Origin of the sequence: Arthrobacter sp. CAN_A2 (assembly GCF_015752045.1) — a bacterium.
Lineage (GTDB): Bacteria > Actinomycetota > Actinomycetes > Actinomycetales > Micrococcaceae > Arthrobacter_D.
In genome coordinates, this window is sequence record NZ_JADOUS010000002.1 from 376951 (window position 1) to 402210 (window position 25260).

Here is a 25260-nt window from a genome sequence, read left to right on the forward strand (position 1 = left end):
CCCGTGCGCGCCCCCTCGGTGCGCTTCATTCGTACAATGGAGGAACACCCATGAACAAGAAGATGCGTCTCCTGGCCGTACCGGCCCTCGCACTCGGCACCGTCGCCATGGCGGGATCCCCGGCAATGGCGGCCGACGCCAGCTACTCGTCGACCCTCGGCCAGCTCAACGGCACCACCGGTACCGGCAGCATCACCGTCGATGTCACCGGCGACACCGCCATGGTCAACCTGCAGGTCTCCGGCCTGGCCGAGACCTTCATGGACGGACCGTACCCGCACGTCCAGCACATCCACGGCGGCGCCATGGGCACCTGCCCCACGATGGCCCAGGACGCCAATGGCGACGGCATCGTCAACGTCACCGAGGGCGCCGGCAACTACGGCGGCATCCTGACCACGCTGACCACCTCCGGCGCCACCACGCCGGCAGAGGGCCTGAACCTGGCGCTCGGCGGCCAGGGCGGTACCTACAACGTCCAGCGTGAAATCACCCTCGACGCCGCGACCAAGGCATCCCTCGAGGCCGGCACCGCCGTCGTCGTCGTGCACGGTCTCGATCCCGCGACCGCCGGCGTCTCCACCGAGGTCTTCTCCTCCCCCAGCGATCTCGATCCCAAGCTCCCCCTCGGAGCCACGTCGCCCGCACTGTGCGGCACCCTCGTGAAGGGCCAGATGGCTGCCATGCCTTCCGGCGGAGCCGACACGGGCGTCGCCATGGAGTCCTCCTCCAACACCACGGGCATGATCGCCCTCGGTGGCGGCCTCGTCCTAGCCGCAGCAGCCGGCGGAGCCTTCGTCGTCCGTCGCCGTACGGCCGACAACGCATAGTCCCGATCATTCACGATGATCGATAGAGTAACCGGCCACCGCTGGGGCTTCACCGCCCCGGCGGTGGCCGCCCTTTTCCTCCTGACCGGGTGCGGAGCCGCGGGCACCCCCGCGACCGCGCCGGCTCCCGCCGCCTCCCCGAGCGTCTCCTCGGGCGCAGAAGCGGGCACCGACGCGACAGCGCCCTCCGCCCCGCCCTCCACGGCGTCGGCCACCCCCTCGAGTGTGCCGTCGACCGCCCCGGCTGCGGCACCTCCGCTGCCCGCCGTGCTCCCGGCCTCGGCGCCCGTCACCCTCGAGATCGCGTCGATCGGCGTCCGGACCGACCTGCTGAGCCTGGGCCTGCGCGAGAACCGCAGCCTCGAGGTACCGCCCGACGGCCCGGGAGCGCCCGCGAGCTGGTACGACCAGTCCCCCACGCCCGGCGATCGTGGTCCGGCCGTCATGCTCGGCCACGTGAATGCCACCGACGGCGGCAAGGGCGTCTTCGCCGACCTCCGCGCCCTCAAGGCCGGTGACCGCATGAGTGTCATCCGGGCGGACGGCACGACGGCGGTCTTCGAGTTCCAGCGCGGCGAGGCGTACGGGAAGGACTCGTTCCCCACCCTCGAGGTGTACGGGAACACCCCGGGATCGGAACTGCGCCTCATCACCTGTGACGGCTACAACCCCGACACCGGGGAGTTCGACGACAACTACGTCGTGTACGCGACGCTCGTCGCCTAGGTCCATCCGCCCAGGGAGTCCATCCTCCAGGGACGACATCCGCCGGGGACTACCGCAGGAAGAGCTTCCGCAGGCGCAGGGTCGTCAGCAGCATGCCCACCGCGATCATGACGAGGAAATAGCCGAGGTGGAGCACCGTCGCCGAGGTGAACGAGGCGACGCTGATCTGGCGCAGCAGTTCCACGCCGTGCCAGAGGGGCAACGCCTGGATGACCCACTGGATGCCCTGCGGATACACGCTCAGCGGGTAGAAGGTCGCCGAGAACAGGAACATCGGCAGCATCACGAAGTTGATCCACTCCATCTGCTGGAACGTCTTCATGAAGCTCGTGATACCCATGCCGAAGGACGCGAACCCGAACGCGATCACCACCGACGCCGGGATGACGAGCAGCGCCACCGGCGAGGGGACAAACCCCATCAGCGCCATCACCGCGGTGAAGCCCGTGGCGTACAGGGCCCCGCGCAGGAGGGCCAGGAAGATCTCGCCGATGGCGACGTCCAGCGGCCCGAGCGAGGTGTAGAGCATCCCCTGGTACAGCCTGGCGAAGTTCATCTTGAAGAAGACGTTCCAGGTGCTGTCGTAGACGGCCCCGTTCATGGCCGAGACCGCGAGCAGGGCCGGTGCGATGTAGGCCGCGTAACTGATCGGCCGTCCGTCGGGTCCCTCGACCGTGCCGACGAGGGCGCCGAGGCCCACGCCCATGGAGACCAGGTAGAGCACCGGTTCGAAGAAACCGGACACCATGATGAGCCAGTTGCTGCTGCGGGTCGCCAGGAGCCCCCGCGCGATGACCGCCCTGGCGTTGCGTGAATACAGGGCGGCCATGCGCCGCTTCGAACCGTCCAGCACATAGTCCTGCGCGGTGAGCTGGGCACTCATCGGCCGAGCCGCCTCGCGTAGACGGAGCGGGCCAGGCGCAGTCCGACGGTGGCGAGGGCCACCAGGTACAGCACATGGACCACGGTGAGCCAGAGCGGGACGACCTGCCCGTAGGTGAGGCTCCGGCCCAGTTCGGTGCCGTGCCAGAGCGGCGAGATCCAGCCGATCCACTGCAGGAAGACCGGCAGGGTGTCGAGCGGGAAGAACGTCCCGGAGAAGAGGAACAGCGGGGTCACGACGAAGCGCATGACGAGCGCGAACTGGCCCTTGTCCTCCTCGACGCTCGCCGAGTAGGCCATCAGCGGGAGGCCGAACGCCAGGCCGCTGAGGACCGCGACGGGGATGACGGCCGCTCCCGTGGCGGACGGCGACGCACCGAAGGCGGCGACGATGAGGAAGTAGATGATGGTGGTCGCGGTCAGCCGGGCCGTGATCGCGAGGACGTGCCCGTGGACGATCTGGTCGGTGCTGAGGGGCGAGGCGTGCGGCCCGTAGTAGAGCCGCCGCCACTTGAACCCCGCCATGACGGGGTAGGTGAACTCGGTGGCCGCCGTCATGATGGTCGCGGATGCCAGCAGGGCCGGGGCGAGGAACGCGAGATAGCCGACGCCGCCGAAAGCCGTGGCGGAGTTCGCGTCGACGAGCGTGGCCAGGCCCACGCCCATCGCGAACAGGTACATGACCGGGGTGCCGACGCTGGATGCGAGCAGCGTCCAGCGGTAGCTCTGCATGGAGCGGAGCACATGCTCGGCGTAGTACCAAGATCCGAAGGCACGGGCCCTGCGCGCGGAGACCTCCGGCGGGTGGGCGTGGAGGAGGTACGGCGGGCCGGCGGGGGCGTCCCGGACGGCGGTGGGCTCGCGGTCACTCAACGAGGCTCCTCCCGGTCAGGCGCAGGAACACGTCCTCCAGGGAGGACCGCCGCACGAGGGACGTGAGGGGCTTCAGTCCGCGGGACGTGACCTGTTCCAGGGCCGCCTCGCCGTCCCGGGCGTAGATGAGTACGCGGTCCGGCAATGGCTCGAGCCGCTCCCCGATGCCCTGCAGCTCACCCGCCACCGTGGTGTTGCGCTCCGAACCGAACCGCAGCTCGAGCACCTCGCGGGTGGAGTGCTCCCGGATGAGCTGCGCGGGCGACCCCTCCGCCATGATCCGGCCCTTGTCCACGACCACGAGCCGGTCGCAGAGCTGTTCCGCCTCGTCCATGTAGTGCGTGGTGAGGATCAGGGTCACCCCGGACTCCTTCAGCCGGAACAGCCTGTCCCAGAGGATGTGCCGCGCCTGCGGGTCCAGGCCCGTGGTGGGTTCGTCCAGCAGGAGGATCTTCGGCTCGTTGATGAGCGAACGCGCGATAGTGAGCCGGCGCTTCATGCCCCCGGACAGCGCATCGACCTTGGCGCCCGCCTTGTCGGTGAGCTGGGCGAACTCCAGCAGCTCGTCGGCCTTCGGCTTGAGGTAGCTCATGGGGAGGCCGAAGTAGCGGCCGTACACGATGAGGTTGTCCCGCACCTTCAGTTCCTCGTCGAGGTTGTCCTGCTGCGGCACCACCCCGAGGTGGGCGCGGACCTCGGGGCCGTGGTCCTCGGGGTCGAGGCCCATGATGGTGAGCCGGCCCGACGTCCGCTGCGAGACACCGCCGATCATGCGCATGGTGGTCGACTTCCCCGCACCGTTCGGGCCGAGCAGGCCGAACGACTCCCCCGCCGGCACCTCGAAGGAGATGCCGTCGACGGCCTTGAAGTCGCCGTAATGCTTGCTGAGCTGCTGCGCGGAGATGACCGGCGGTCCGGCGGGAGGGGTGGGCACCCGCCCAGCCTAGGGGACAACTCCCCTGGGCAGGACCCCTGTGGGGGGTTGCGGGGTGTCTACGCCTGCGCGGCCCGACGCTCGGCGGCCTCGACGACGTTCGTGAGCAGCATCGCCCGGGTCATGGGCCCCGCTCCCCCGGGGTTCGGCGACAGCCAGCCGGCGACGGACGCCGCGGCGGGGTCGACGTCGCCGGTGAGCTTCGCCTTCCCGGTCTCCGGGTCCTCGACCCGGCTCACACCGACGTCGAGCACGATCGCGCCGGGCTTGAGCTGGTCCGCGGTGATCATGTGCGGGATCCCGGCGGCCGCCACGACGACGTCGGCGCGGCCGAGGTGGTCCGCGAGGTCGACGGTCCCGGTGTGGGCCAGGGTGACGGTCGCGTTGATCTGCCTGCGGGTCAGGAGCAGCCCGAGCGGCCGGCCCACGGTGACGCCACGTCCCACGACGAGCACGTCGAGGCCCTCGAGGGCGACGTCGTGCCGGAGGAGGAGCTCGACGATCCCGTGCGGGGTGCACGGCAGGGGCGACTCCATCTCGCCGTTGACGTTGAGGACCAGCCTGCCGAGGTTCATCGGGTGCAGGCCGTCGGCGTCCTTCGCCGGGTCGATGCGCTCGAGGATCGCGTTGGTGTCGAGGTGCGCGGGTAGCGGGAGCTGCACGATGTACCCGGTGGTGGCGTCGTCGCCGTTCAGCTCGTCGAGGACCGCCTCGAGTTCCTCCTGGGTGACGGTGGCGGGCAGGTCCCGGCGCACCGAGGTGATGCCCACCTGGGCGCAGTCGCGGTGCTTGCCTGCGACATAGGAGTGGCTGCCGGGATCATCCCCGACGAGCACCGTGCCGAGTCCCGGTGTCACACCGCGCTCCCGGAGGGCGCTGACGCGCCCGGTCAGTTCCTCCTTGATCCGGGCGGCGGTCGCCTTACCGTCAAGGATGCGGGCTGTCGTCGTCATGAGGATCGTCCTTCTCGGGGTGTCCAGTTGTTCGAGCAGGAAGGCCTTGCCGCGGTCGCAGCAGCCGGTGAAGCAGCATTCCTCGGCCGGGATGTCGTAGCCGGTCGACGCCGCGGCCTCGGAGGCGAGGGCGCCGGGCGGGAGCCCGTCTACCACTCCTCCTGGCCCGGGTACAGCGGGAAGTCGGCGGCGAGCGCGGACACGCGGGCACGGAGGGCCTGGACGTCGGGTGAGGGCTTGAGCGCCGCGGCGATGATCTCGCCCACCTCGGTGAACTCGGTGGCGCCGAAGCCGCGGGTCGCGAGTGCGGGCGTGCCGATGCGCAGGCCCGAGGTGACCATCGGCGGACGGGGATCGAAGGGCACCGCGTTGCGGTTGACGGTGATCCCGACCGAGTGCAGCACGTCCTCGGCCTGCTGGCCGTCGAGCGACGAGTTCCGCAGGTCCACGAGGACGAGGTGGACGTCCGTGCCTCCCGTGAGCACCGACACGCCGTGCTCGGTGACGTCCGACGCCGTGAGGCGCTCCGCGATGATGCGTGCACCCTCGAGGACGCGGTCCTGGCGCTCCCTGAACTCGGCCGAGCCGGCGATCTTGAAGGCCGTGGCCTTGCCCGCGATGACGTGCATGAGCGGACCGCCCTGCTGGCCGGGGAAGACGTTCGAGTTGAGCTTCTTGGCCCATTCCTGCTTGGCGAGGATCACGCCGGAGCGGGGACCCGCGAGGGTCTTGTGGACCGTGGAGGTGACGACGTCGGAGTACGGGACCGGGCTGGGATGGACGCCGGCGGCGACGAGGCCGGCGAAGTGCGCCATATCGGTCCAGAGCAGCGCGCCGACCTCGTCGGCGATCGCGCGGAACGCGGCGAAGTCGAGCTGGCGGGGGTAGGCCGACCAGCCGGCGATGATGACCTGGGGCTTCGCGGCGAGCGCCTGCTCGCGGACCCGCTCCATGTCCAGGCGGTGGGTGTCCTCCTCGACGCCGTAGGCCGCGACCTCGTAGAGCTTGCCGGAGAAGTTCAGCTTCATGCCGTGCGTCAGGTGCCCGCCGTGCGCGAGGGAGAGGCCCATGATCTTGTCACCGGGCTTGATCATGGCGGAGAGCGCCGCTGCGTTGGCCTGGGCGCCGGAGTGCGGCTGGACGTTCGCGAACTCGGCGCCGAACAGCGCCTTGACCCGCTCGATCGCGAGGTTCTCGGCGACGTCGACGTGCTCGCACCCACCGTAGTAGCGGCGTCCGGGGTAGCCCTCCGCGTACTTGTTGGTGAGTACGCTGCCCTGCGCCTCGAGGACGGCGCGCGGCGCGAAGTTCTCCGAGGCGATCATCTCGAGGGTGTCCCGCTGCCGTGCGAGCTCGTCCCTGAGGACGGCGGCGATCTCCGGATCCACCTCGGACAGGGGTGCGTTGGTGACGGAGTCGGCGTGGGACGGAGCGATGGGCGAAGTGGTCATCGGTTGATCCTTCTCTGGGTCTCGCAAGGGGTCAGCGTGAATCGCGGGCGGGGTCGGGACTGCAGTCCGTGCCCCGGCCGCTCATGAAACGTGACCCGCGGCCCAGGCGTGCGATCCGTGGTCTGCACTGGAGGCGTGGGCGCCCCGCAGGGGATCCCGGCCTCCTGCCGCTTCCTGGTGGTTGCCCACCCTACGCCAGTCGCGACGCTCCCATGTTAGCCGGAATACGCTGACGGCGGGACAGGTTCCGCATCAGTGGAGCGGTGGCCGACGAGCGGCGCCGCAGCGGGGAGGTCGTTCGCCATGCAGGGACCGGCGCGGGAAGGGCTCGGGACCGGAGGGCGCGTCCGCGTCGTCGTGATCGGTGCCGGCCAGGCGGGGCTGAGCAGCGCCTACCACCTGGTGCGCCGGGGACTCGAGCCGTACCGGGACTTCGTGGTCCTGGATGCCAACCCCGCGCCCGGCGGCGCCTGGCTGCACCGCTGGCCGGCCCTCACCTTCGACGCCGCCCACGCCCTGCACGACCTCCCGGGCCTCGACCTCGGGACACCGGACCCGGAGGAGCCCGCCTCGCGCGTGGTGAACCGGTACTACGGCGACTACGAGCGGACCTTCGGCCTGCCCGTGGTCCGGCCGGTCACGGTGGTCCGCGTGGAAGCCGACGACGACGGGCAGGCTGACGGCCCCCTCCGCGTGGCCACGACGGACGGCACCTGGACGGCCGACGTCGTCATCAGTGCGACCGGCACCTGGGACCGCCCCTACTGGCCCCACTACCGCGGCCGCCGGGTCTTCCGGGGGCGTCAGCTGCACACGCACGACTACCGCTCGGCCGGCGACTTCGCGGGCCGGCGCGTCCTCGTGGTGGGCGGCGGGACCTCGGCCGTGCAGTTCGTCCTCCAGCTCCACGCCGCCGGGGCCACGCCCGTCTGGTCGACCCGCCGTCCGCCGTCGTTCACCCGCCGCCCGTTCGACGCCGAATGGGGCCGCGGGGTCGAGGCCGCGGTCGATGCCCGGACGGGTGCCGGCCTCCCGCCAGCCAGTGTGGTGTCGGCGACGGGGCTGCCGCTCACGGCGGACTACCGGGCGGGCATCGACGCCGGGATCCTCGTGTCGCGCGGGCCGCTGGCCGAGCTGCACGAGCGGTCCGCGGTCTTCACGGACGGCACCGAGGAACCCGTCGACGCCGTCCTCTGGGCCACCGGCTTCCGCGCCGCCCTGGACCACCTCGCACCGTTGCGCCTCCGGGAGCCCGGCGGCGGCATCGTCATGGACGGAGTGCACGTGCTGAAGGAACCACGGCTCCTGCTCGTCGGCTACGGTGCATCGGCGTCGACGCTCGGCGCGTCACGGGCCGGACGGGCCGCGGCGACGGCGGCCGCGGTCCGGCTGCGCGGGATCGCGTCACAATCGGGACCCCCCGGTAATCTGGCGTAGGTGACCTCCCCCGACGCCTCCCGCTCCTTCTCCCTGACGCTGTCCTGCGCCGACCGGCCCGGGATCGTCCACGGCGTCTCGGGCGCCCTGGTCGGCGTGGGGGCCAACATCACCGAGTCGCAGCAGTACGGCAGCCCGGACACGGGCACCTTCTTCATGCGCGTGGCACTGGACACCGACGCGTCGGAGGAGGACCTGCGCTCGGCCCTCGGGCCCGTGGCCGCAGAGTTCGGGATGGACTGGTCGCTGACCCCGTCCGCGCGCCGCACCCGAACGCTCATCATGGTGTCCAGGGCCGCGCACTGCCTCAACGACCTCCTGTTCCAGCACCGCTCCGGCACGCTCGCCATCGACATCCCCGTGATCGTGTCCAACCACCGCGACCTCGAGGAGCTCGCCGCGTTCTACGGCGTCGAGTTCCACCACATCCCGGTGACGCCCGAGACCAAGGACGACGCCGAGGACAGGCTGCGCGCACTGATGGACGAGCACGGGATCGAACTCGTGGTCCTCGCGCGGTACATGCAGATCCTCAGCGACCGGCTCTGCGGGGACCTGCTCGGCCGGGCCATCAACATCCACCACTCGTTCCTGCCGTCCTTCAAGGGTGCCCGCCCGTACCACCAGGCCCACGCGCGCGGCGTGAAGCTGATCGGCGCCACCGCCCACTACGTCACCGGGGCCCTCGACGAGGGACCGATCATCGAGCAGGAGGTCATCCGGGTCGATCACGCCCGCACGGCCGAGCAACTGGCCTCGATCGGGCGGGAACTGGAAGGCCGGGCGCTGGTGCAGGCGGTGCAGTGGCATGCGGAGCACCGCGTCCTCCTCGACGGGCGCCGCACGATCGTCTTCAACTGACCCCGCTCCCGCGCCGGCGGGGCGTCGCCTAGGCTGACGCCATGGCACACCTCATCACCTTCCGCGGCAGGACCCCCGTCATCAGCGATTCGGCGTTCACCGCGCCGACCGCATCCCTCATCGGGGAGGTGACGCTCGGCGGGTCCGCCAGCGTCTTCTACGGTGCCAGCGTCCGCGCCGACACCGCCCCGATCTCGATCGGCGAGGGGACCAACCTCCAGGACAACGTGGTGGTCCACGCCGATCCGGGCTATCCGGCCACGATCGGCGATCGTGTCAGCGTCGGACACAGCGCCGTGGTGCACGGGTGCACCATCGAGGACGACTGCCTCATCGGGATGAGCGCCACGGTCATGAACGGCGCCGTCATCGGCGCCGGGTCGCTCGTCGCCGCCGGCGCCGTCGTGCTCGAGGGCACGGTCGTCCCGCCGCGGTCGCTCGTCGCGGGCGTCCCGGCCAAGGTGCGCCGGGAGCTGACCGACGACGAGGTCGAGGCTGTGCGGGCCAACGCGGAGCGGTACAAGACTCTCGCCCAAGAGCATCGCCAAGCGTTCACTTCTTGACGACAGGCACCCGTTACGGCAGCCTTGATCCCATGCCCGCAGAATCCCCCTCGACGGCGAGGACGAGCGTGAGCGGCCCGCCTCCGAAACCGGGCTCCCAGTCCGCCCTGCGCGAGCGGAACCAGCAGCGCATCATCGCGGCCCTCATGAGCGGAGGCCCACGGACCCAGGCGGAACTCGCCCGGCAGACCGGCCTCTCGACGGCGACGGTCTCGAACATCGTGAAGTCCATGGCCACGACCGGGGTCGTGAGCACCGTGCCCACCACCAGCTCGGGGCGCCGGGCCCTGTCCGTCATCCTCAACGACAACGGGCAGGTCGTGGCGGGCATCGACATCGGCCGCCGGCACCTCCGCGTGGTCCTCGCGAGCCCCAACTACCGGATCCTGCAGGAAGCCTCCGTCCCCCTGCCGCTCGGCCACAGCGCCTACGACGGCCTCGCCGCCGCGTCGGACCTCCTGGACACCCTGCTCGAGAACGGCGGTATCTCCCGGAGCGCACTCCTCGGCGCCGGCATCGGCATCCCCGGCCCGATCGACCGACGCAGCGGGACGGTCGTGCAGGGGGCCATCCTGCCCGAATGGGTGGGCATCAACATCCACGAGACGTTCAGCGAACGGCTGGGCGTGCCCGTCTTCATCGACAACGACGCCAATCTGGGCGCCCTGGCGCAGGTGACGTGGGGGCCCCACAGCGCGGTGGACAACCTGATGTTCATCAAGGTGGGCTCCGGTATCGGCTCCGGCCTCGTCCTCAATGGGGCGCTGTTCTACGGGAATGTCGGGGTCACCGGGGAACTGGGGCACACCACCATCAACGAACACGGCCTCATCTGCCGCTGCGGCAATCGCGGCTGCCTCGAGACCGTCGCATCGACCTCCACCATGATCGAGCTGCTCAGCCGCGGGAGCAGCGAGCCCGTCGACACACGGCGCATCATCGACCGCGCGCTCACCGGCGACACAGCGACCCTCCGCGTGATCGACGACGCCGGCCTCGCCATCGGGCGGGCGCTCGCCCACATGGCCAACCTGATCAACCCCGAGACGATCGTCGTCGGCGGTCCGCTCACCGATCTCGGCGAGATCCTCCTCGGGCCGATCCGACGCGGACTGGCCCGCCACGCCGTGCCCATCATCGGCGAGACGACGACCGTCTGCATGTCCTCGCTCGGTGACCGCGCCGAGGCGCTCGGAGGTGCGGCCGTCGTCCTTGCCCAGTCGGGGCTCTCCCCCGCGCTCGTGGGCTCCACCTAAAGATTTCCTCTGTTTTCCCGGAGCTCTGCGTTCAACAGTTGACTGCAAGGGCCCGGGCATGTTCAATTCTGTTCGGGTCGTGATTGGGCCTGCATCAAGACAATGCCGTCACTGCGGGAGAACCAATGAAGAACCACATCATCCTCGAGATGCGCTCCATCACGAAGGAGTTCCCGGGCGTCAAGGCCCTCGCGGACGTCTCGATCGAGGTCCGCGCCGGCGAGATCCACGCCATCTGCGGTGAGAACGGCGCCGGGAAGTCGACCCTCATGAAGGTCCTCTCGGGGCTCTACCCGTACGGCGACTACTCGGGCGACATCATCTTCCAGGGCGAGGAGGTCCGGTTCAAGGACATCCGCTCCAGTGAGGCCGCCGGCATCGTCATCATCCACCAGGAGCTCGCCCTCATCCCCGAGCTCTCCATCGCGGAGAACATCTTCCTCGGCAACGAGCCCACCCGCTTCGGCGTCATCGACTGGGACCACGTCAACCGGTCCACGCTGGAGCTCATGGCCCGCGTGGGCCTGAGCGAGGACCCGACCACCAAGATCAAGGACATCGGCGTCGGCAAGCAGCAGCTCGTCGAGATCGCCAAGGCGCTCAGCAAGTCGGTGAAGCTGCTCATCCTCGACGAGCCCACCGCAGCCCTGAACGAGTCCGACTCGCAGCACCTCCTGGACCTGATGGCCGGCCTGCGGGCCAAGGGCATCAGCTGCATCATGATCTCCCACAAGCTCAACGAGATCGAGCAGATCGCCGACTCGATCACGATCATCCGCGACGGCAAGTCCATCGAGACCCTGCACGTCAAGGAGGACGGCGTCGACGAGGACCGCATCATCCGCGGGATGGTGGGCCGCTCGCTCGAATCCCGCTTCCCGGAGCACACCCCGAAGATCGGTGAGACCTTCTTCGAGGTGCGGAACTGGACCGTCGGACACCCCACCGTGCCCGACCGCCTGGTGTGCAAGAACTCGAACTTCAAGGTGCGGCGCGGCGAGATCGTCGGGTTCGCGGGGCTGATGGGCGCCGGGCGCACGGAGCTCGCGCGCTCGGTCTTCGGCCGCTCCTACGGCAACTTCAAATCGGGCCAGATCGTCATGGACGGCAAGGAGATCACCCTCCGCTCGGTACCCCACGCGATCGACGCCGGCCTCGCCTACGTCACCGAGGACCGCAAGTCGCTCGGCCTCAACCTGCTGGACGACATCAAGACCACCACGGTGTCCGCGAACCTGAAGAAGATCACGCACGGGCTCGTCGTCGACCGGGACGAGGAGTTCCGGGTCGCCGAGGAGTACCGGAAGTCCCTGCGCACCAAGACGCCGAGCGTCAACGAGGGCGTCGCGAAACTCTCGGGTGGCAACCAGCAGAAGGTCGTCCTCGCGAAGTGGATGTTCACGGACCCCGAACTGCTGATCCTCGACGAGCCCACCCGCGGCATCGACGTGGGCGCCAAGTACGAGATCTACGGCATCATCCAGAAACTCGCCGACCAGGGGAAGGGCGTCATCGTCATCTCCTCCGAACTACCCGAACTGCTCGGCCTCTCGGACCGGATCTACACGATCTTCGAGGGCGCCATCACCGGAGAAGTGGACCGCGAGCACGCGAACCAGGAATCCCTGATGAAACTCATGACCGCCAGCAGGAAATCCGCCTGACCCGACGCCCCTAGGAAAGACACCATGAATTCCCTCAAACAAATCTTCGGCGGGAACACCCGCCAATTCGGGATGATCTTCGCCCTGGTCGCGCTCGTCCTGTTCTTCCAGTGGCGCACGGGCGGCAAGATGCTCACGTCCGTGAACATGATGAACCTGTTCAACGGTAACTCGTACATCCTCATCCTCGCCATCGGGATGGTGCTCGTCATCATCGCGGGGCACATCGACCTCTCCGTCGGCTCCGTGGCCGCGTTCGTCGGCATCGTCGTCGCGATCGCGATGCGCGACTGGGGCATCCCCTGGTACCTCGGGGTGGTGCTCGGCCTGGCGCTCGGCGCGCTCATCGGGATGTGGCACGGCTTCTGGGTGGCCTATGTCGGCATCCCCGCGTTCATCGTGACCCTGTCCGGGATGCTCCTGTTCCGCGGCGCCAACCAGTCCGTGGGCAACTCCCTCACCGTCCCGGTCCCCGAGGGCTTCCGCTACCTCGGCGCCGGGTACCTGCCCGAGGTCGGCCCGAACATCGGCTACAACAACCTGACCGCGCTGATGGGCCTCGCCCTCGTGGCCTTCGTGATCTACAACGAGTTCCGGGGACGCCGCAAGCTGGAGAAGATCAACGCCGACGTCCCCCCCATGTGGGTCCCCATCACCAAGGTGGTCCTGCTCTCCGCGGTCATCCTCTACGCGACCTACCTCTTCGCCACCGGGCGTCCAGGCACGTCCTTCCCCGTTCCCGGCCTGATCCTCGGCGTCCTCGTCATCGTCTACGCCTTCATCTCCAACAAGACCGTCGCCGGCCGCCACGTGTACGCCGTCGGTGGCAACCGCCACGCGGCGGAGCTGTCCGGCGTGCAGGGCAAGCGCGTGAACTTCATGGTCATGATGAACATGTCGATCCTCGCGGCCCTCGCCGGGATGATCTTCGTCGGCCGTTCCACCGCGTCCGGCCCGTCCGACGGCGTCGGCTGGGAGCTCGACGCGATCGCTGCCGTGTTCATCGGCGGCGCAGCCGTCACGGGCGGCGTCGGCACCGTGGTCGGATCCATCATCGGAGGCCTCGTCATGGCCGTCCTGAACAACGGACTGCAGCTCCTCGGAGCCGGCGCGGACCAGACCCAGATCATCAAGGGCCTGGTGCTGCTCATCGCCGTCGCCTTCGACGTCTACAGCAAGAACCAGGGCAGGCCGTCCATCATCGGCCTGATCACCCGGAGATTCGGCGGAGGGGACGGCGGCAAGAAGGTCGACACCGAAGCACCTACCCCGGCACCGACCGAGCAGGCCGTCGGAACGAAGCAGGTCATCTCCCACGACGTCTAGGACCCGGCACACCCGGGTCCCGGCACCAGAGCTTTCCCCGTCCACCAGAAGCAAGAGAAAGAGAATGAGAATGCGTACTTTCGCAAAATCCCTCGCAGCGATCGCTGCCATATCGGCGCTGGCGCTGACCGGATGCGGCCGCGAAGAAGCGGCTCCCTCTGCAGACGGCGAGACCGCCGCTGCAGGCTTCGAAGCAGGATCGGCCATCGGCGTCGCGCTCCCGCAGAAGACCTCGGAGAACTGGGTCCTCGCCGAGGAGCTCTTCAATGAGGGCCTGACCGAGGCCGGCTACGATCCCGACGTGCAGTTCGCCAACGGCGGTGTCTCCGAGCAGCAGAACCAGATCAGCTCCATGATCACCAATGGTGTGAAGGTCCTGGTCGTCGGTGCCATCGACGGCGCCCAGCTCGGCACCCAGCTGCAGCAGGCCAAGGATGCCGGCATCACCGTCATCGCGTACGACCGCCTGCTGACCAACACGGAGAACGTGGACTACTACGTGGCCTACGACAACTTCCAGGTCGGCGAGCTCCAGGGCCAGGCCCTGCTGGACGGCATGAAGGCCGCGAAGCCCGAGGGCCCCTACAACATCGAACTGTTCGCCGGTTCGCCGGACGACGCCAATGCGAAGGTCTTCTTCGACGGCGCCATGAGCATCCTCCAGCCCGAGATCGACAACGGCAACCTCGTCGTCGTGTCCGGCCAGGAGACCTTCGACCAGGTCGTCACCCAGGGCTGGAAGGCGGAGAACGCCCAGAAGCGCATGGACACCCTGCTGTCCGGCAGCTACAGCTCGGAAGAGCTCGACGGCGTCCTCTCCCCCAACGACACGCTCGCCCGTGCGATCCTGACCTCGGTCGAGGGTGCCGGCAAGCCCATCCCGGTCGTCACCGGCCAGGACTCCGAGGTCGAATCCGTGAAGTCGATCATGGAGGGCAAGCAGTACTCCACGATCAACAAGGACACCCGCGCCCTCGTGGAACACGCCATCGTGATGGTCAACGACCTGCAGGCCGGGAACGAACTCGAGATCAACGATCCCGACTCCTACGACAACGGCGTGAAGACGGTTCCCGCGTACCTGCTCGAGCCGCAGATCGTCACCAAGGAGAACGCAGCGGAGGCGTACGCCAACGACCCCACGCTGGCTCCCCTGACCCAGTAGCACCCGCCCGGATCCTTCCGGGAGCAGGACCCGAAGCGCCCCGGCCCCGGCCGGGGCGCTTCGTCGTGCCGGGGATGGACGCAGCTCCGGCCAGCGGCAAGGATGGGTCCATGAACCCACAGCACCGCATCATCACTCCCCCCTGCGCCGGCGCCGGGGCTCCCAGCCCGGTCGTCGCCACCGGCCGGCCCCTGAAGTGGGGCGTGATCGCCACGGGCGGGATCGCGTCCAAGGTCACGCAGGACATCGCGCTGCTGGAGGACGCCGTGCTCCATGCGGTCAGTTCACGCAGTGCCGACAGCGCCGCCGCCTTCGCGGACCGCTTCGGGTTCGCCACGAGCTACGGCAACGACGGCGGCGTGGCCGGGTACCAGCGGCTCGTGGACGATCCGGAGGTCGACGTCGTCTACATCACCACACCGCACGGCCAGCACTACGCCGTCGCGAAGGCCGCCCTCACGGCGGGCAAGCACGTCCTGTGCGAGAAGCCCTTCACCATCAATGCCACCGAGGCGGAGGAACTCGCAGCCATCGCCGCTGACCGTGGGCTGTTCCTCATGGAAGCGGTCTGGACGCGCTTCCTGCCCAGCGTGAACCGCGCCTGGGAGATCATCCACTCCGGCGAGCTGGGCGACATCCGGTGGATACAGGCGGACCTCGGGTTCACCGCTCCGGAGGACCCGGCCAGCAGGCTCTGGGACCCGGCGGCCGGCGGCGGTGCGCTGCTGGACCTCACGGTCTATCCGCTCACCTGGGCCCTGGGGTCCCTCGGCTTCCCCGACTCCGTGTCCGCCATCGGCACGCTCAACAGTGACGGCGTCGACCTGCAGAACGCCGTCACCCTGAGTTACGGGAGCGGCGCGTACGCCCAGCTCTCGTCGTCATTCATCGCCTCCTGCCCGGGCCAGGCGACGGTGTGCGGGTCCGGGGGCTGGCTGAAGACCGGTGGCGGGAACCTGCACAACCCGCAGGAACTGACGATCAAGGCCGGAGACGCGGACGCCCGCGTGGAGCACTTCGAGCAGGCCGGCGGCGGGTACACCTACGAACTGCGCGAGGTGACCCGCTGCATCCAGGAGGGCCTGACGGAGAGCCCGACGATGCCGATCGGCGACACCGTGAAGACCATGCGCCTGCTCGACGGCGTACGCGCCCAGATCGGCCTGCGCTACGCGAACGACACGCACTGACGGAGCCGGCACCGGAGAACGGGGCCTGACATGCAGAAGCCGGTGTACCGCGGAGGCGGTACACCGGCTTCCGTGAAGAAGGAGGGGGCTACTTCGCGAGGATCGCCAGGACCTCCGACAGCTTCGCCGACGGACGCATCACCTCGGTCACCTTCGTGACGTCGGGGTGGTAGTACCCGCCGATGTCCGCGGGTGACCCCTGGACGGCGAGCAGCTCGGCCACGATGGTGTCCTCGTTACCCGTCAGGGCCTCGGCCACCCGGGCGAAGCTCGCCGCGAGCTCGGCGTCCTGCTCCTGCTTCGCCAGTTCCTCGGCCCAGTAGCGGGCGAGGAAGTAGTGGCTCCCCCGGTTGTCGATCTCGCCGACGCGGCGGCTGGGGGACTTGTTCTCGAGCAGGAAGGTGCCCGTCGCCCGGTCGAGCGTGTCGGCGAGGATCTGCGCACGCGGGTTCCCCGTCGTCGTCGCCAGGTGTTCGAAGCTGACGGCCAGCGCGAGGAACTCGCCGAGGCTGTCCCAGCGGAGGTGGTTCTCCTTCACGAGCTGCTGCACGTGCTTGGGAGCCGACCCGCCGGCCCCGGTCTCGAAGAGCCCGCCGCCGTTCATGAGGGGGACCACCGAGAGCATCTTGGCACTGGTGCCCAGTTCGAGGATCGGGAACAGGTCGGTCAGGTAGTCGCGGAGCACGTTGCCGGTGACGGAGATGGTGTCCTCGCCCTGGCGGATGCGCTCGAGGGTGAAGGCCGTGGCGTCGACGGGCGTCATGATCTCGAGCGTGGCGTCGTCCGTCCCGTGCTCGGCCAGGTACTCCCTGACCTTCGCGATGAGGATCGTGTCGTGGGCGCGGCCCTCGTCGAGCCAGAACACGGCCGGGGTCGCGGAGGCACGTGCACGGGTCACGGCGAGCTTCACCCAGTCGAGGATCGCGGCGTCCTTGGTCTGGCAGGCGCGCCAGATGTCGCCGGGCTGGACGTCGTGCTCGATCAGCACCGTACCCTCGCCGTCGACCAGCTGCACCGTGCCCGCGGCCTGGACCTCGAAGGTCTTGTCGTGGCTGCCGTACTCCTCGGCGGCCTGCGCCATGAGGCCCACGTTCGGGACGGTCCCCATGGTGGTCGGGTCGAAGGCGCCGTGGGCGCGGCAGTCGTCGAGGACCACCTGGTAGATGCCGGCGTAGCTGCTGTCCGGGAGGACGGCGAGCGTGTCCGCTTCCTTGCCGTCCGGTCCCCACATGTGACCGGAGCTCCGGATCATGGCGGGCATGGACGCGTCCACGATCACGTCGCTCGGCACGTGCAGATTGGTGATGCCCTTGTCCGAGTCCACCATGGCGATCGCGGGCCCGTCCTCCATGCCCCGGGCGATGGCCTGCCGGACGCCCTCGCGGACGTCCTCCGGGAGCTTGTCGAGGCCGCCGAGGATGGAGGCCAGGCCGTTGTTCGGGCTGAGGCCTGCGGCGGTGAGCTGGGTGCCGTACTCCTCGAAGAGCGCGGGCAGGAAGGCGCGGACCACGTGGCCGAAGATGATGGGGTCGGACACCTTCATCATGGTGGCCTTCAGGTGCGCCGAGAAGAGCACGCCCTCCTGCTTCGCGCGGGCGACCTGCGCCGTCAGGAAGTCATTGAGGGCGGCGGCGCGCATGACGGTGCCGTCCACGACCTCACCGGCGAGCACGGGGAACGCGTCCTTGAGCACGGTGACGGTGCCGTCGGCGGCGACGTGCCGGATCGAGACGGTGCCGTCCACGGGGATGACCACGGACTTCTCGTTGGACCGGAAGTCATCGCTCGTCATGTGCGCGACGTTCGTCTTCGACTCCGGCGTCCAGGCACCCATGCTGTGCGGGTTCTGCCGTGCGTAGTTCTTGACGGAGGCGGGGGCGCGGCGATCCGAGTTGCCCTCACGGAGGACGGGGTTCACGGCGCTGCCCTTGACCTTGTCGTACCGCGCGCGGACGTCCTTCTCCTCGTCCGTGGACGGGTGGTCCGGATAGTCCGGCAGCGCGTAGCCCTGGCCCTGCAGCTCGGCGATGACGGTCTTGAGCTGCGGGATGGACGCGCTGACGTTCGGCAGCTTGATGATGTTCGCTTCCGGCGTCTTCGCCAGCGCACCGAGCTCGGCGAGCGCATCCTCCATCTGCTGGTCCTCGGTGAGGCGGTCACCGAAGAGGGCGATGATGCGTCCCGACAGCGAGATGTCCCGGGTCTCCACCTCGACGCCCGCCGTGGACGCGAACGCCTCGATGATCGGCAGGAACGAATAGGTGGCCAGCATCGGCGCTTCGTCGGTGTGGGTGTAGATGATCTTGGCCATGGGTTGGCGTCTCCCTGGTGCTCATGCGTTGTACGGGTGGTTGGGGGTTGCCCATCGGCTCTAACCTACCGAGCTTTTTCGGGCTTCGCCTAACGGCGGAGGCGGGGCGGCGTCAGTGGAAGAAGTGGCGCGCACCCGTCAGGTAGAGCGTGACGCCTGCTGCATTCGCGGCGTCGGTCACTTCCTGGTCGCGCACCGATCCGCCCGGCTGCACCACGGCGCGGACGCCGGCGTCGAGCAGGATCTGGAGGCCGTCGGCGAAGGGGAAGAAGGCATCCGACGCCGCCACGGACCCGCGGGCGCGCTCGGTTCCGCCGAGGGTGTTGGCCCGTTCGACGGCGAGCCGGCACGAGTCGACCCGGTTGACCTGGCCCATCCCGACGCCGACGGAGGCGCCGTCGCGCGCCAGCAGGATGGCGTTGGACTTGGCGGCACGGCATGCCTTCCAGGCGAAGGCCAGGTCCGCGAGGGTGGCGTCGTCGGCGGTGTCACCGGCGGCGAGCGTCCAGGTCGAGGGGTCGTCGCCGTCCGCGTCCAGGGCGTCGGCGACCTGCATGAGCACTCCCCCGGAGACCTGCCGGAACTCCACCGGGTTCCGCCCGTAGCCGTCCGGCAGGGTGAGGAGCCGGATGTTCTTCTTCTGGGACAGGATCTCCACGGCCTCGGCGGAGAACGACGGCGCGATCACGACCTCCGTGAAGATCTCCTTCACCGTACGGGCCATCCCCGCGGTGACCTCGCGGTTCGCGGCGATGACGCCACCGAACGCGGAGACCGGGTCGCAGGCGTGGGCCTTCGCGTGCGCGTCGGCGATCGGGTCCTCGGCGTCGGCGGATCCGATCGCGACGCCACACGGGTTGGCGTGCTTGATGATCGCGACGGCGGGCTCGTCGAAGTCGAAGGCCGCGCGCAGGGCGGCGTCCGCGTCGACGAAATTGTTGTAGCTCATGGCCTTGCCGTGCAGCTGGTCGGCCTGCGCGATGCCCGGCGTGGCACCCTTCTCCACGTACAGTGCGGCCTGCTGGTGCGGGTTCTCGCCGTAGCGCAGCACCTCGGACCGCTCGAGGGCGAGCCCCGCGTAGCCCGGCCACCGGACGTCGTCGTCCGTCTCGAACTGCTCCGCCGTCCAGGACGCGACGGCGGTGTCGTACGCGGCGGTGTGCGCGAAGGCCAGCGCGGCCAGCCGGCGTCGTGCCGCGAGGTCGAAGCCGCCCTCCGCGGCGGCGGTGACCACGTCGCCGTAGCGCGCGGGATCGACGACGACGGCGACCGACGGGTGGTTCTTCGCCGCGGACCGGACCATCGCGGGCCCGCCGATGTCGATCTGCTCGACGACGTCGTCGGGTTCCGCACCCGAGCGCACGGTCTCCACGAAGGGGTAGAGGTTCACGACCACGAGGTCGAACGCCTCGATGTCGAGTTCTGCGAGCTGGTCGATGTGCTCCTGGCGGCGACGGTCGGCGAGGATGCCGGCGTGGACCTTGGGGTGGAGGGTCTTCACGCGCCCGTCGAGGGTCTCCTGGAAGCCGGTCACCTCGGAGACCTCGGTGACGGGGACACCCGCGGCGGCGATGCGCTGCGCGGTCGAGCCCGTGGAGACGATGGTGACGCCCGCACGGTGCAGGCCCTGCGCCAGCTCCTCCAGGCCGGTCTTGTCGAACACCGAGATGAGTGCTCGGCGGATGGGGACACGGTCAAGGTGGGTCAGGCTCACGCAGATCTCCGTAGGTCGCTTCGCTGGGGTTCGCCCCCCAGTCTATAGGGGCGTCCGGCCGATACCCCTGGATGATCGCCGGCGCTCGAGAGGGCGGAAACGACCGGCCGAGGGGCCTTTTCCCGGTCATCCCTGCCGTCTCGGCACCTTCTCGGCACAGAATGATGCGTACAGTTCTCGCAGGACCCACGCCCCTCCCCCGAAGGCACCATGAGCATCAATACGCAACTCCCCACCGGCGACCAGGTGGTGCAGGACCTGCCCTGGCGCTGGAAGGTCCAGGGGAAGATCTTCCTCATCGGCGGCCTCGGCTTCATGTTCGACGCCTGGGACGTCACCCTGAACGCCTACCTGATCCCGCTGCTGATCGGCGACTGGGGCCTCACCTCCGGCCAGGCCGCGTGGATCGCGACGTCGAACCTGATCGGGATGGCCGTCGGCGCCTTCGCGTGGGGATCCGTCGCGGACATCATCGGCCGCAAGAAGGCCTTCACCCTCACGCTGCTCGTCTTCGCTGTCTTCACGGTGCTCGGGGCGTTCTCGCCGGACATCGTCTGGTTCTGCGTATTCCGGTTCCTGGCCGGTTTCGGCCTCGGCGGCTGTATCCCCGTGGACTACGCGCTCGTCGGCGAGTTCACGCCGCGGCGCCAGCGCGGCCGGGTCCTGACGGCGATGGACGCATGGTGGCCGATCGGCGCGTTCCTCTGCGGCGTGGTGACGACGGCGATCATCGCGCAGTTCGGCGACTGGCGGTACGCCATGCTCGTCATGGTGCTGCCGGCGCTCCTCGTGTTCTGGGTGCGGAGCAGCGTGCCCGAGTCGCCGCTGTACCTCGTGCAGCGCGGCCGGCGTGACGAGGCCCGGGCCGTCATCGACGACCTCGTAGCGAGGACCGGCGCCGACGAGCGGGAGTGGCGGCTGCCGGAGCCCGAGGACACGCCCCGGCTCTCGCTCGGCAGCATCTCCGGGCAGCTCACGGGTCTCTGGCGCTACAACTGGCGCATCACCCTGACGGCCTGGAGCCTGTTCCTGACCATCCTGCTCGTCTACTACGGGGCGCTGACGTGGATGCCGCGCATCCTCATCGCCTCGGGCTATGCGCAGTCCGTCGCGTTCATCACCACCACGTTCATGACCGGTGTCGGTTTCCTCGGCGTGATCGCCGCAGCCCTGCTGGTGGAGCGCGTGGGCCGCAAGTGGCTCCTGGCGATCACCGGCCCGGGCTCGGCCGCGCTGCTCGTGGCCTTCGCGCTGACCCTGGACCTGCCGGCCGTCGCCACGGCCTGGCTGCTGGCGTTCGGCTTCGTGGTCCAGGTGGCGATCCCCGTGCTGTACACCTACGTCTCCGAGCTGTACCCCACCGAGCTGCGGGGCAGCGGGTTCGGCTGGGCATCGACCATCTCCCGTATCGGGGCGGGCCTGGTGCCGCTGATCTTCGGCACCCTGCTGTGGCCCGTGCTCGGCCTGCCGCTCACGTTCGCGCTCATCGGCGGCCTCGTGGTCCTCGCCGTCGTGTTCATGGCGTTCAACGCGCCCGAGACGAAGGCCGCCCGCCTGCGCTGACCTGCGCCGCCGGGCGGGAGGGACGACGACGGGGTGCCGGGCGGGCACCCCGTCGTCGTTCCCCTGCCTCGGTGTCCCGGGTCAGGACTCGGGCAGTTCCGCGTCGGGGGTCTCCTCGAGGGAGACGACTTTCCAGGCGCCGTCCATGAATCGGACGGTCGCACTGTAGATGGTTCCCTCGGGAGAGAACGGGCGCTGCGTGACGATCGAGCCGTCGTCCCCGAACTCGGTGTACGCGTCCGGGTTGACGGGGATCAGGGCGACCACGTCGGAGCCCTCCACGACGTCCTCCTCCGGCGTGGTGAGGTAGACGTTCTCCACCTTGGGCTGCCCGCCGAGCACCCAGCCGCCGTCCTCGTAGAGGGACTGCAGCCGCTCCGCCTCGGCCTGCTCGCCCGCGGCACCGTCCACGAGTTCGAGCAGCGCGGCGTCGTCCCCGGTCTGGAGGACGTAGGCCTTCACGTCGAAGTAGTAGTAGAGGAAAGCCCGGGCGCCGTCGGCGGTCGCCTCCCCCATCAGGTCGTTGGTGGCGGGCTCCTGGATGTCCACGGCCGCGGCCGATGAACTGGCAGGCGACGGCGACGCCTCGGCCGGGGTGGCCGGCGCGGTCCCGGAGGTGCCGGCGCAGGCCGTGAGGGCCAGCAGGGTGAGGGCGGCGGTGGCCGCGCGGCGGGGGAAGGTCATGGTGGTCCCAACGGTGCTCGACGGATCGGTAGTGGCCTGAGGCCACTACCACCCTACCGGTGCCAGAAATAGTTTTCGCGTAAATTGCGCGCGGAGGATTGACTCGCCGTGTGACGTCAGACACGCTGGTGCCTGACCCCCAGAAGGAGACCCCGTGAAACCACGCCACGCCACCGTCGTCGTGCTGACCGCCCTTGTTGCCGGTTCCGTCGCCGCACCACCCGCTTTCTCCGCCCCGAAGAGCCCCTCCGACTCCTCCTCCGCGTCGGCCCAGCACTCGCTGCGCTCCGCCGTCACGGACGAGAACTTCTACTTCGTCATGGCCGACCGCTTCCAGAACGGCAGCACGGCCAACGACGACGGCGGCCTCGGCCCCGATCCGTCCGTCTCCGGCTTCGACCCCACCCGGAAGGGCTACTACAACGGCGGCGACCTCAAGGGCCTGCTCCAGGAGCTCGACTACATCCAGGGCATGGGCACCACCTCCATCTGGCTCACCCCGAGCTTCAAGAACCGCGCCGTGCAGCCGGAGGACAACTCGGCCGGCTACCACGGCTACTGGATCACCGACTTCACGCAGATCGATCCGCACCTCGGCACCAACGAGGACCTCAAGACGCTCATCGACGCCGCACACGCGCGGGGGATGAAGGTCTACTTCGACATCATCACCAACCACACCGCGGACGTGATCGGCTACGACGCCGGCGAGCGCGCGCCCTACATCTCCAAGGACGAGCAGCCGTACCGCGACGCCGACGGCACCGCGTTCGACGACCGCGACTACGCGGGCACGGACACCTTCCCCGAGCTCGACGCCGAGACCTCCTTCCCGTACATCCCGGTGGTGCCGGAGGCCGACAAGGACCTCAAGGTCCCCGAGTGGCTGAACGATCCCACGCTCTACCACAACCGCGGCGACACGACCTTCGCGGGCGAGGACTCCTTCTACGGCGACTTCTTCGGCCTCGACGACCTCTCGACCGAGCACCCCGTGGTGGTGGACGGCATGATCGACATCTACAAGACCTGGATCGCCGACTTCGGCGTGGACGGCTTCCGGATCGACACCATGAAGCACGTCAATGACGAGTTCTGGCAGGAGTTCGGCCCCGAGGTGCTCTCCTATGCCCAGGCGCAGGGCAAGGACGAGTTCTTCATGTTCGGCGAGGTCTTCGACACCACGAAGTCCTTCACGTCGCAGTTCACCACGCGCAACCGCATGCAGTCGGTCCTCGACTTCCCGTTCCAGGCCGCAGCCCGCGGCTACGCCTCGCAGGGCGCGCCGGCAACCGACCTCGAGCGCTTCTTCGCCGGCGACGACTGGTACACGGACGCCGATTCCAACGCCTACAGCCTGCCCACCTTCCTCGGGAACCACGACATGGGCCGGATCGGCAGCTTCATCGCGAGCGACAACCCCGGTGCCGCCGACGACGAGCTGGTGGCCCGGGACACCCTTGCACACGAACTGATGTACTTCTCGCGCGGCAACCCGGTGATCTACTACGGCGACGAGCAGGGGTTCACGGGCCCCGGCGGCGACCAGGATGCGCGGCAGACGCTGTTCGCGAGCCAGGTCCCCGAGTACCTCGACGACGACCTGCTGGGCACCGACGCGACCCACGCCACGGACACCTTCGACCCGGCCCACCCCCTGTACCAGGGCATCGCGACCCTGGCCGACGTCACCGCGGAGCACCCTGCCCTGCGCAACGGCGCCCACCAGCACCGGTACGCCTCGGACGGCCCGGGCATCTACGCGTTCTCCCGGACCGATGCGAAGGACCAGCGCGAGTACGTGGTGGCGCTGAACAACAGCACCGAGCCGAAGACCGCGGCCATCCCCACCTACGCCGGCAAGCGCACCTTCGGCCTCGTCTACGGCGACGCGCCGAAGCACGCGAAGTCCGCGGCGGACGGCGCCCTCACCGTCACGGTCCCCGCGTTGTCCACGGTGGTCTACGAGCTGTCGGGGAAGATCCCGAACTCCAAGGCCGCACCGGCGATCAGCCTGCAGAAGCCGGCACCCGCCGCCGAGGACAACGGCCGCATGAAGGTGTCCGCCGACGTCGCCGGCTCCTCGTTCTACGAGGTCACCTTCGAGGCCCGCACCCCGGGCGCACCGTGGACGAGCATCGGCACGGACGACAACGCGCCGTACGGCGTCTACCACGACACGAGCGCCCTGCCGGCCGGATCGGCCGTGGAGTACCGCGCCGTGGTCCTCGACAACGCGCGCCACACGCGGACCTCCGCGGCGGCGTCGGCCACCGTGGCGCAGCCGCGGCTGACGATGGGCCTGCCCGCCGAGGGCACGCAGGTGCAGGGCGACGTCGAGGTCACGGCCACCGCGAGCCCGGAGAACTCGGAGTACGCCGTGACCCTCGAGCGCAGCATCGCCGGCGGGGCCTGGACGGCCATCGGCTCGGACGACTCGTCGCCGACCTACACCGCCGTCGACGATCTCGCGGCCCTCGACCTCGCCGAAGGCACCGAGGTCCGGTACCGCGCCGTGCTCGGCACGTCGGTGAGCGACATCAGGACCGTGAGGGTCGGCTCGGTCATCGAGCAGCCCGGCACCGTCGCGGTGGCCGGCAGCCTCGACTCCGAGCTGGGCTGCGGCGGGGACTGGGATCCGGCGTGCGACCAGGCGCAGATGACGTTCGACGACGCATCGCAGACCTGGATCCTCGAGGTCGCGGACCTGCCCGCCGGTAGCTACGAGTACAAGGCGGCTCTCGACCGCGGCTGGACCGAGAACTACGGTGCCGGCGGCGGCCGTGACGGCAGCAACATCGTGCTCCAGCACGCGGGCGGTCCGGTCACCTTCGTGTACGACCACCGCACGCACGTGATCACCACGCGCTAGCTCGT

At 69.3% G+C, this 25260-nt stretch carries 20 protein-coding genes; 12 read left to right on the forward strand and 8 right to left on the reverse strand.

Annotation, left to right across the window (positions count from 1 at the left end):
- The first annotated feature begins 50 nt into the window (after positions 1-50).
- Together IWX63_RS03880 and IWX63_RS03885 are read left to right on the forward strand one after the other, a co-directional pair.
- Entirely contained in the window at positions 51-830 is a 780-nt protein-coding gene (locus tag IWX63_RS03880) for a CHRD domain-containing protein (RefSeq protein ID WP_199276806.1), read from the forward strand.
- A gap of 15 nt (positions 831-845) precedes the next feature.
- The gene (locus tag IWX63_RS03885; protein WP_199276807.1) at positions 846-1556 is read left to right on the forward strand and encodes a sortase domain-containing protein; all 711 of its coding nucleotides are present in this window, start codon (positions 846-848) and stop codon (positions 1554-1556) included.
- A gap of 49 nt (positions 1557-1605) precedes the next feature.
- Here IWX63_RS03885 and IWX63_RS03890 read toward each other — a convergent pair whose 3' ends face one another.
- The 5 genes from IWX63_RS03890 to glyA form a co-directional block, all read right to left on the reverse strand.
- Entirely contained in the window at positions 1606-2439 is an 834-nt protein-coding gene (locus IWX63_RS03890; RefSeq protein ID WP_199276808.1) for an ABC transporter permease, read from the reverse strand.
- Complete coding sequence (locus tag IWX63_RS03895; protein ID WP_334685608.1) at positions 2436-3311, reverse strand: ABC transporter permease; 876 nt, start codon at positions 3309-3311, stop codon at positions 2436-2438. Before IWX63_RS03895 ends, IWX63_RS03890 begins: the two co-directional genes overlap by 4 nt.
- Positions 3304-4245, reverse strand: coding sequence for an ABC transporter ATP-binding protein (locus tag IWX63_RS03900; RefSeq protein WP_199276809.1), 942 nt, complete (start codon positions 4243-4245; stop codon positions 3304-3306). Before IWX63_RS03900 ends, IWX63_RS03895 begins: the two co-directional genes overlap by 8 nt.
- A 59-nt stretch (positions 4246-4304) precedes the next feature.
- Positions 4305-5198 carry a bifunctional methylenetetrahydrofolate dehydrogenase/methenyltetrahydrofolate cyclohydrolase gene (locus IWX63_RS03905; protein WP_199276951.1) on the reverse strand — a complete coding sequence of 298 codons (894 nt, stop codon included), beginning with the start codon at positions 5196-5198 and terminating at the stop codon, positions 4305-4307.
- 149 nt (positions 5199-5347) lie between these two features.
- A complete protein-coding gene (gene glyA, locus IWX63_RS03910) occupies positions 5348-6649 on the reverse strand; it encodes a serine hydroxymethyltransferase (RefSeq protein ID WP_199276810.1) in 1302 nt (433 codons plus the stop codon).
- 303 nt (positions 6650-6952) lie between these two features.
- On the opposite strand from glyA, the gene IWX63_RS03915 reads away from it, so the two are divergent.
- From IWX63_RS03915 to IWX63_RS03950, 8 genes are all read left to right on the forward strand, one after another.
- On the forward strand, positions 6953-8086 hold the full coding sequence (locus IWX63_RS03915; protein WP_199276811.1) for an FAD-dependent oxidoreductase: 1134 nt from the start codon (positions 6953-6955) through the stop codon (positions 8084-8086).
- Positions 8087-8947: a formyltetrahydrofolate deformylase gene (purU, locus tag IWX63_RS03920; RefSeq protein WP_199276812.1), complete on the forward strand. Its 861-nt coding sequence runs from the start codon at positions 8087-8089 to the stop codon at positions 8945-8947.
- A gap of 41 nt (positions 8948-8988) precedes the next feature.
- Positions 8989-9510, forward strand: a complete 522-nt coding sequence (locus IWX63_RS03925) for a gamma carbonic anhydrase family protein (protein WP_199276813.1) — start codon at positions 8989-8991, stop codon at positions 9508-9510.
- Positions 9511-9542: 32 nt separating this feature from the next.
- Positions 9543-10766: an ROK family transcriptional regulator gene (locus IWX63_RS03930; RefSeq protein ID WP_199276814.1), complete on the forward strand. Its 1224-nt coding sequence runs from the start codon at positions 9543-9545 to the stop codon at positions 10764-10766.
- A 125-nt stretch (positions 10767-10891) separates the two neighbouring features.
- Positions 10892-12430 carry a multiple monosaccharide ABC transporter ATP-binding protein gene (gene mmsA, locus IWX63_RS03935; protein ID WP_199276815.1) on the forward strand — a complete coding sequence of 513 codons (1539 nt, stop codon included), beginning with the start codon at positions 10892-10894 and terminating at the stop codon, positions 12428-12430.
- A 24-nt stretch (positions 12431-12454) separates the two neighbouring features.
- Positions 12455-13756, forward strand: a complete 1302-nt coding sequence (mmsB, locus tag IWX63_RS03940; protein WP_199276816.1) for a multiple monosaccharide ABC transporter permease — start codon at positions 12455-12457, stop codon at positions 13754-13756.
- A 64-nt stretch (positions 13757-13820) separates the two neighbouring features.
- Positions 13821-14921, forward strand: coding sequence for a substrate-binding domain-containing protein (locus IWX63_RS03945; protein WP_199276817.1), 1101 nt, complete (start codon positions 13821-13823; stop codon positions 14919-14921).
- Between the two features lie 110 nt (positions 14922-15031).
- Positions 15032-16111 carry a Gfo/Idh/MocA family protein gene (locus IWX63_RS03950; RefSeq protein ID WP_199276818.1) on the forward strand — a complete coding sequence of 360 codons (1080 nt, stop codon included), beginning with the start codon at positions 15032-15034 and terminating at the stop codon, positions 16109-16111.
- An 88-nt stretch (positions 16112-16199) separates the two neighbouring features.
- On the opposite strand, the gene IWX63_RS03955 is transcribed toward IWX63_RS03950, so the two are convergent.
- Both IWX63_RS03955 and purH read right to left on the reverse strand, forming a co-directional pair.
- Positions 16200-18422: an NADP-dependent isocitrate dehydrogenase gene (locus tag IWX63_RS03955; protein ID WP_199276819.1), complete on the reverse strand. Its 2223-nt coding sequence runs from the start codon at positions 18420-18422 to the stop codon at positions 16200-16202.
- A 112-nt stretch (positions 18423-18534) separates the two neighbouring features.
- The gene (purH, locus tag IWX63_RS03960) at positions 18535-20136 is read right to left on the reverse strand and encodes a bifunctional phosphoribosylaminoimidazolecarboxamide formyltransferase/IMP cyclohydrolase (RefSeq protein WP_199276820.1); all 1602 of its coding nucleotides are present in this window, start codon (positions 20134-20136) and stop codon (positions 18535-18537) included.
- 210 nt (positions 20137-20346) lie between these two features.
- Here purH and IWX63_RS03965 point away from each other — a divergent pair, with 210 nt between their 5' ends.
- A complete protein-coding gene (locus IWX63_RS03965; RefSeq protein WP_199276821.1) occupies positions 20347-21699 on the forward strand; it encodes an MFS transporter in 1353 nt (450 codons plus the stop codon).
- Positions 21700-21780: 81 nt separating this feature from the next.
- On the opposite strand, the gene IWX63_RS03970 is transcribed toward IWX63_RS03965, so the two are convergent.
- Positions 21781-22383, reverse strand: coding sequence for a DUF6318 family protein (locus IWX63_RS03970; RefSeq protein ID WP_199276822.1), 603 nt, complete (start codon positions 22381-22383; stop codon positions 21781-21783).
- A 154-nt stretch (positions 22384-22537) separates the two neighbouring features.
- Between IWX63_RS03970 and IWX63_RS03975 the strand changes: the two genes are divergently transcribed.
- Positions 22538-25255, forward strand: a complete 2718-nt coding sequence (locus IWX63_RS03975; protein ID WP_334685609.1) for an alpha-amylase family glycosyl hydrolase — start codon at positions 22538-22540, stop codon at positions 25253-25255.
- Positions 25256-25260 lie beyond the last annotated feature (5 nt).

Excerpts from the sequence above, each read along its gene's own strand:
- IWX63_RS03880 (WP_199276806.1), top strand. The coding sequence starts at position 51 with ATGAACAAGAAGATGCGTCTCCTGGCCGTACCGGCCCTCGCACTCGGC.
- IWX63_RS03885 (WP_199276807.1), top strand. The coding sequence starts at position 846 with ATGATCGATAGAGTAACCGGCCACCGCTGGGGCTTCACCGCCCCGGCG.
- IWX63_RS03890 (WP_199276808.1), bottom strand. The coding sequence starts at position 2,439 with ATGAGTGCCCAGCTCACCGCGCAGGACTATGTGCTGGACGGTTCGAAG.
- IWX63_RS03905 (WP_199276951.1), bottom strand. The coding sequence starts at position 5,198 with ATGACGACGACAGCCCGCATCCTTGACGGTAAGGCGACCGCCGCCCGG.
- glyA (WP_199276810.1), bottom strand. The coding sequence starts at position 6,649 with ATGACCACTTCGCCCATCGCTCCGTCCCACGCCGACTCCGTCACCAAC.
- IWX63_RS03915 (WP_199276811.1), top strand. The coding sequence starts at position 6,953 with ATGCAGGGACCGGCGCGGGAAGGGCTCGGGACCGGAGGGCGCGTCCGC.
- IWX63_RS03925 (WP_199276813.1), top strand. The coding sequence starts at position 8,989 with ATGGCACACCTCATCACCTTCCGCGGCAGGACCCCCGTCATCAGCGAT.
- IWX63_RS03930 (WP_199276814.1), top strand. The coding sequence starts at position 9,543 with ATGCCCGCAGAATCCCCCTCGACGGCGAGGACGAGCGTGAGCGGCCCG.
- mmsA (WP_199276815.1), top strand. The coding sequence starts at position 10,892 with ATGAAGAACCACATCATCCTCGAGATGCGCTCCATCACGAAGGAGTTC.
- mmsB (WP_199276816.1), top strand. The coding sequence starts at position 12,455 with ATGAATTCCCTCAAACAAATCTTCGGCGGGAACACCCGCCAATTCGGG.
- IWX63_RS03945 (WP_199276817.1), top strand. The coding sequence starts at position 13,821 with ATGAGAATGCGTACTTTCGCAAAATCCCTCGCAGCGATCGCTGCCATA.
- IWX63_RS03950 (WP_199276818.1), top strand. The coding sequence starts at position 15,032 with ATGAACCCACAGCACCGCATCATCACTCCCCCCTGCGCCGGCGCCGGG.
- IWX63_RS03955 (WP_199276819.1), bottom strand. The coding sequence starts at position 18,422 with ATGGCCAAGATCATCTACACCCACACCGACGAAGCGCCGATGCTGGCC.
- IWX63_RS03965 (WP_199276821.1), top strand. The coding sequence starts at position 20,347 with ATGAGCATCAATACGCAACTCCCCACCGGCGACCAGGTGGTGCAGGAC.
- IWX63_RS03970 (WP_199276822.1), bottom strand. The coding sequence starts at position 22,383 with ATGACCTTCCCCCGCCGCGCGGCCACCGCCGCCCTCACCCTGCTGGCC.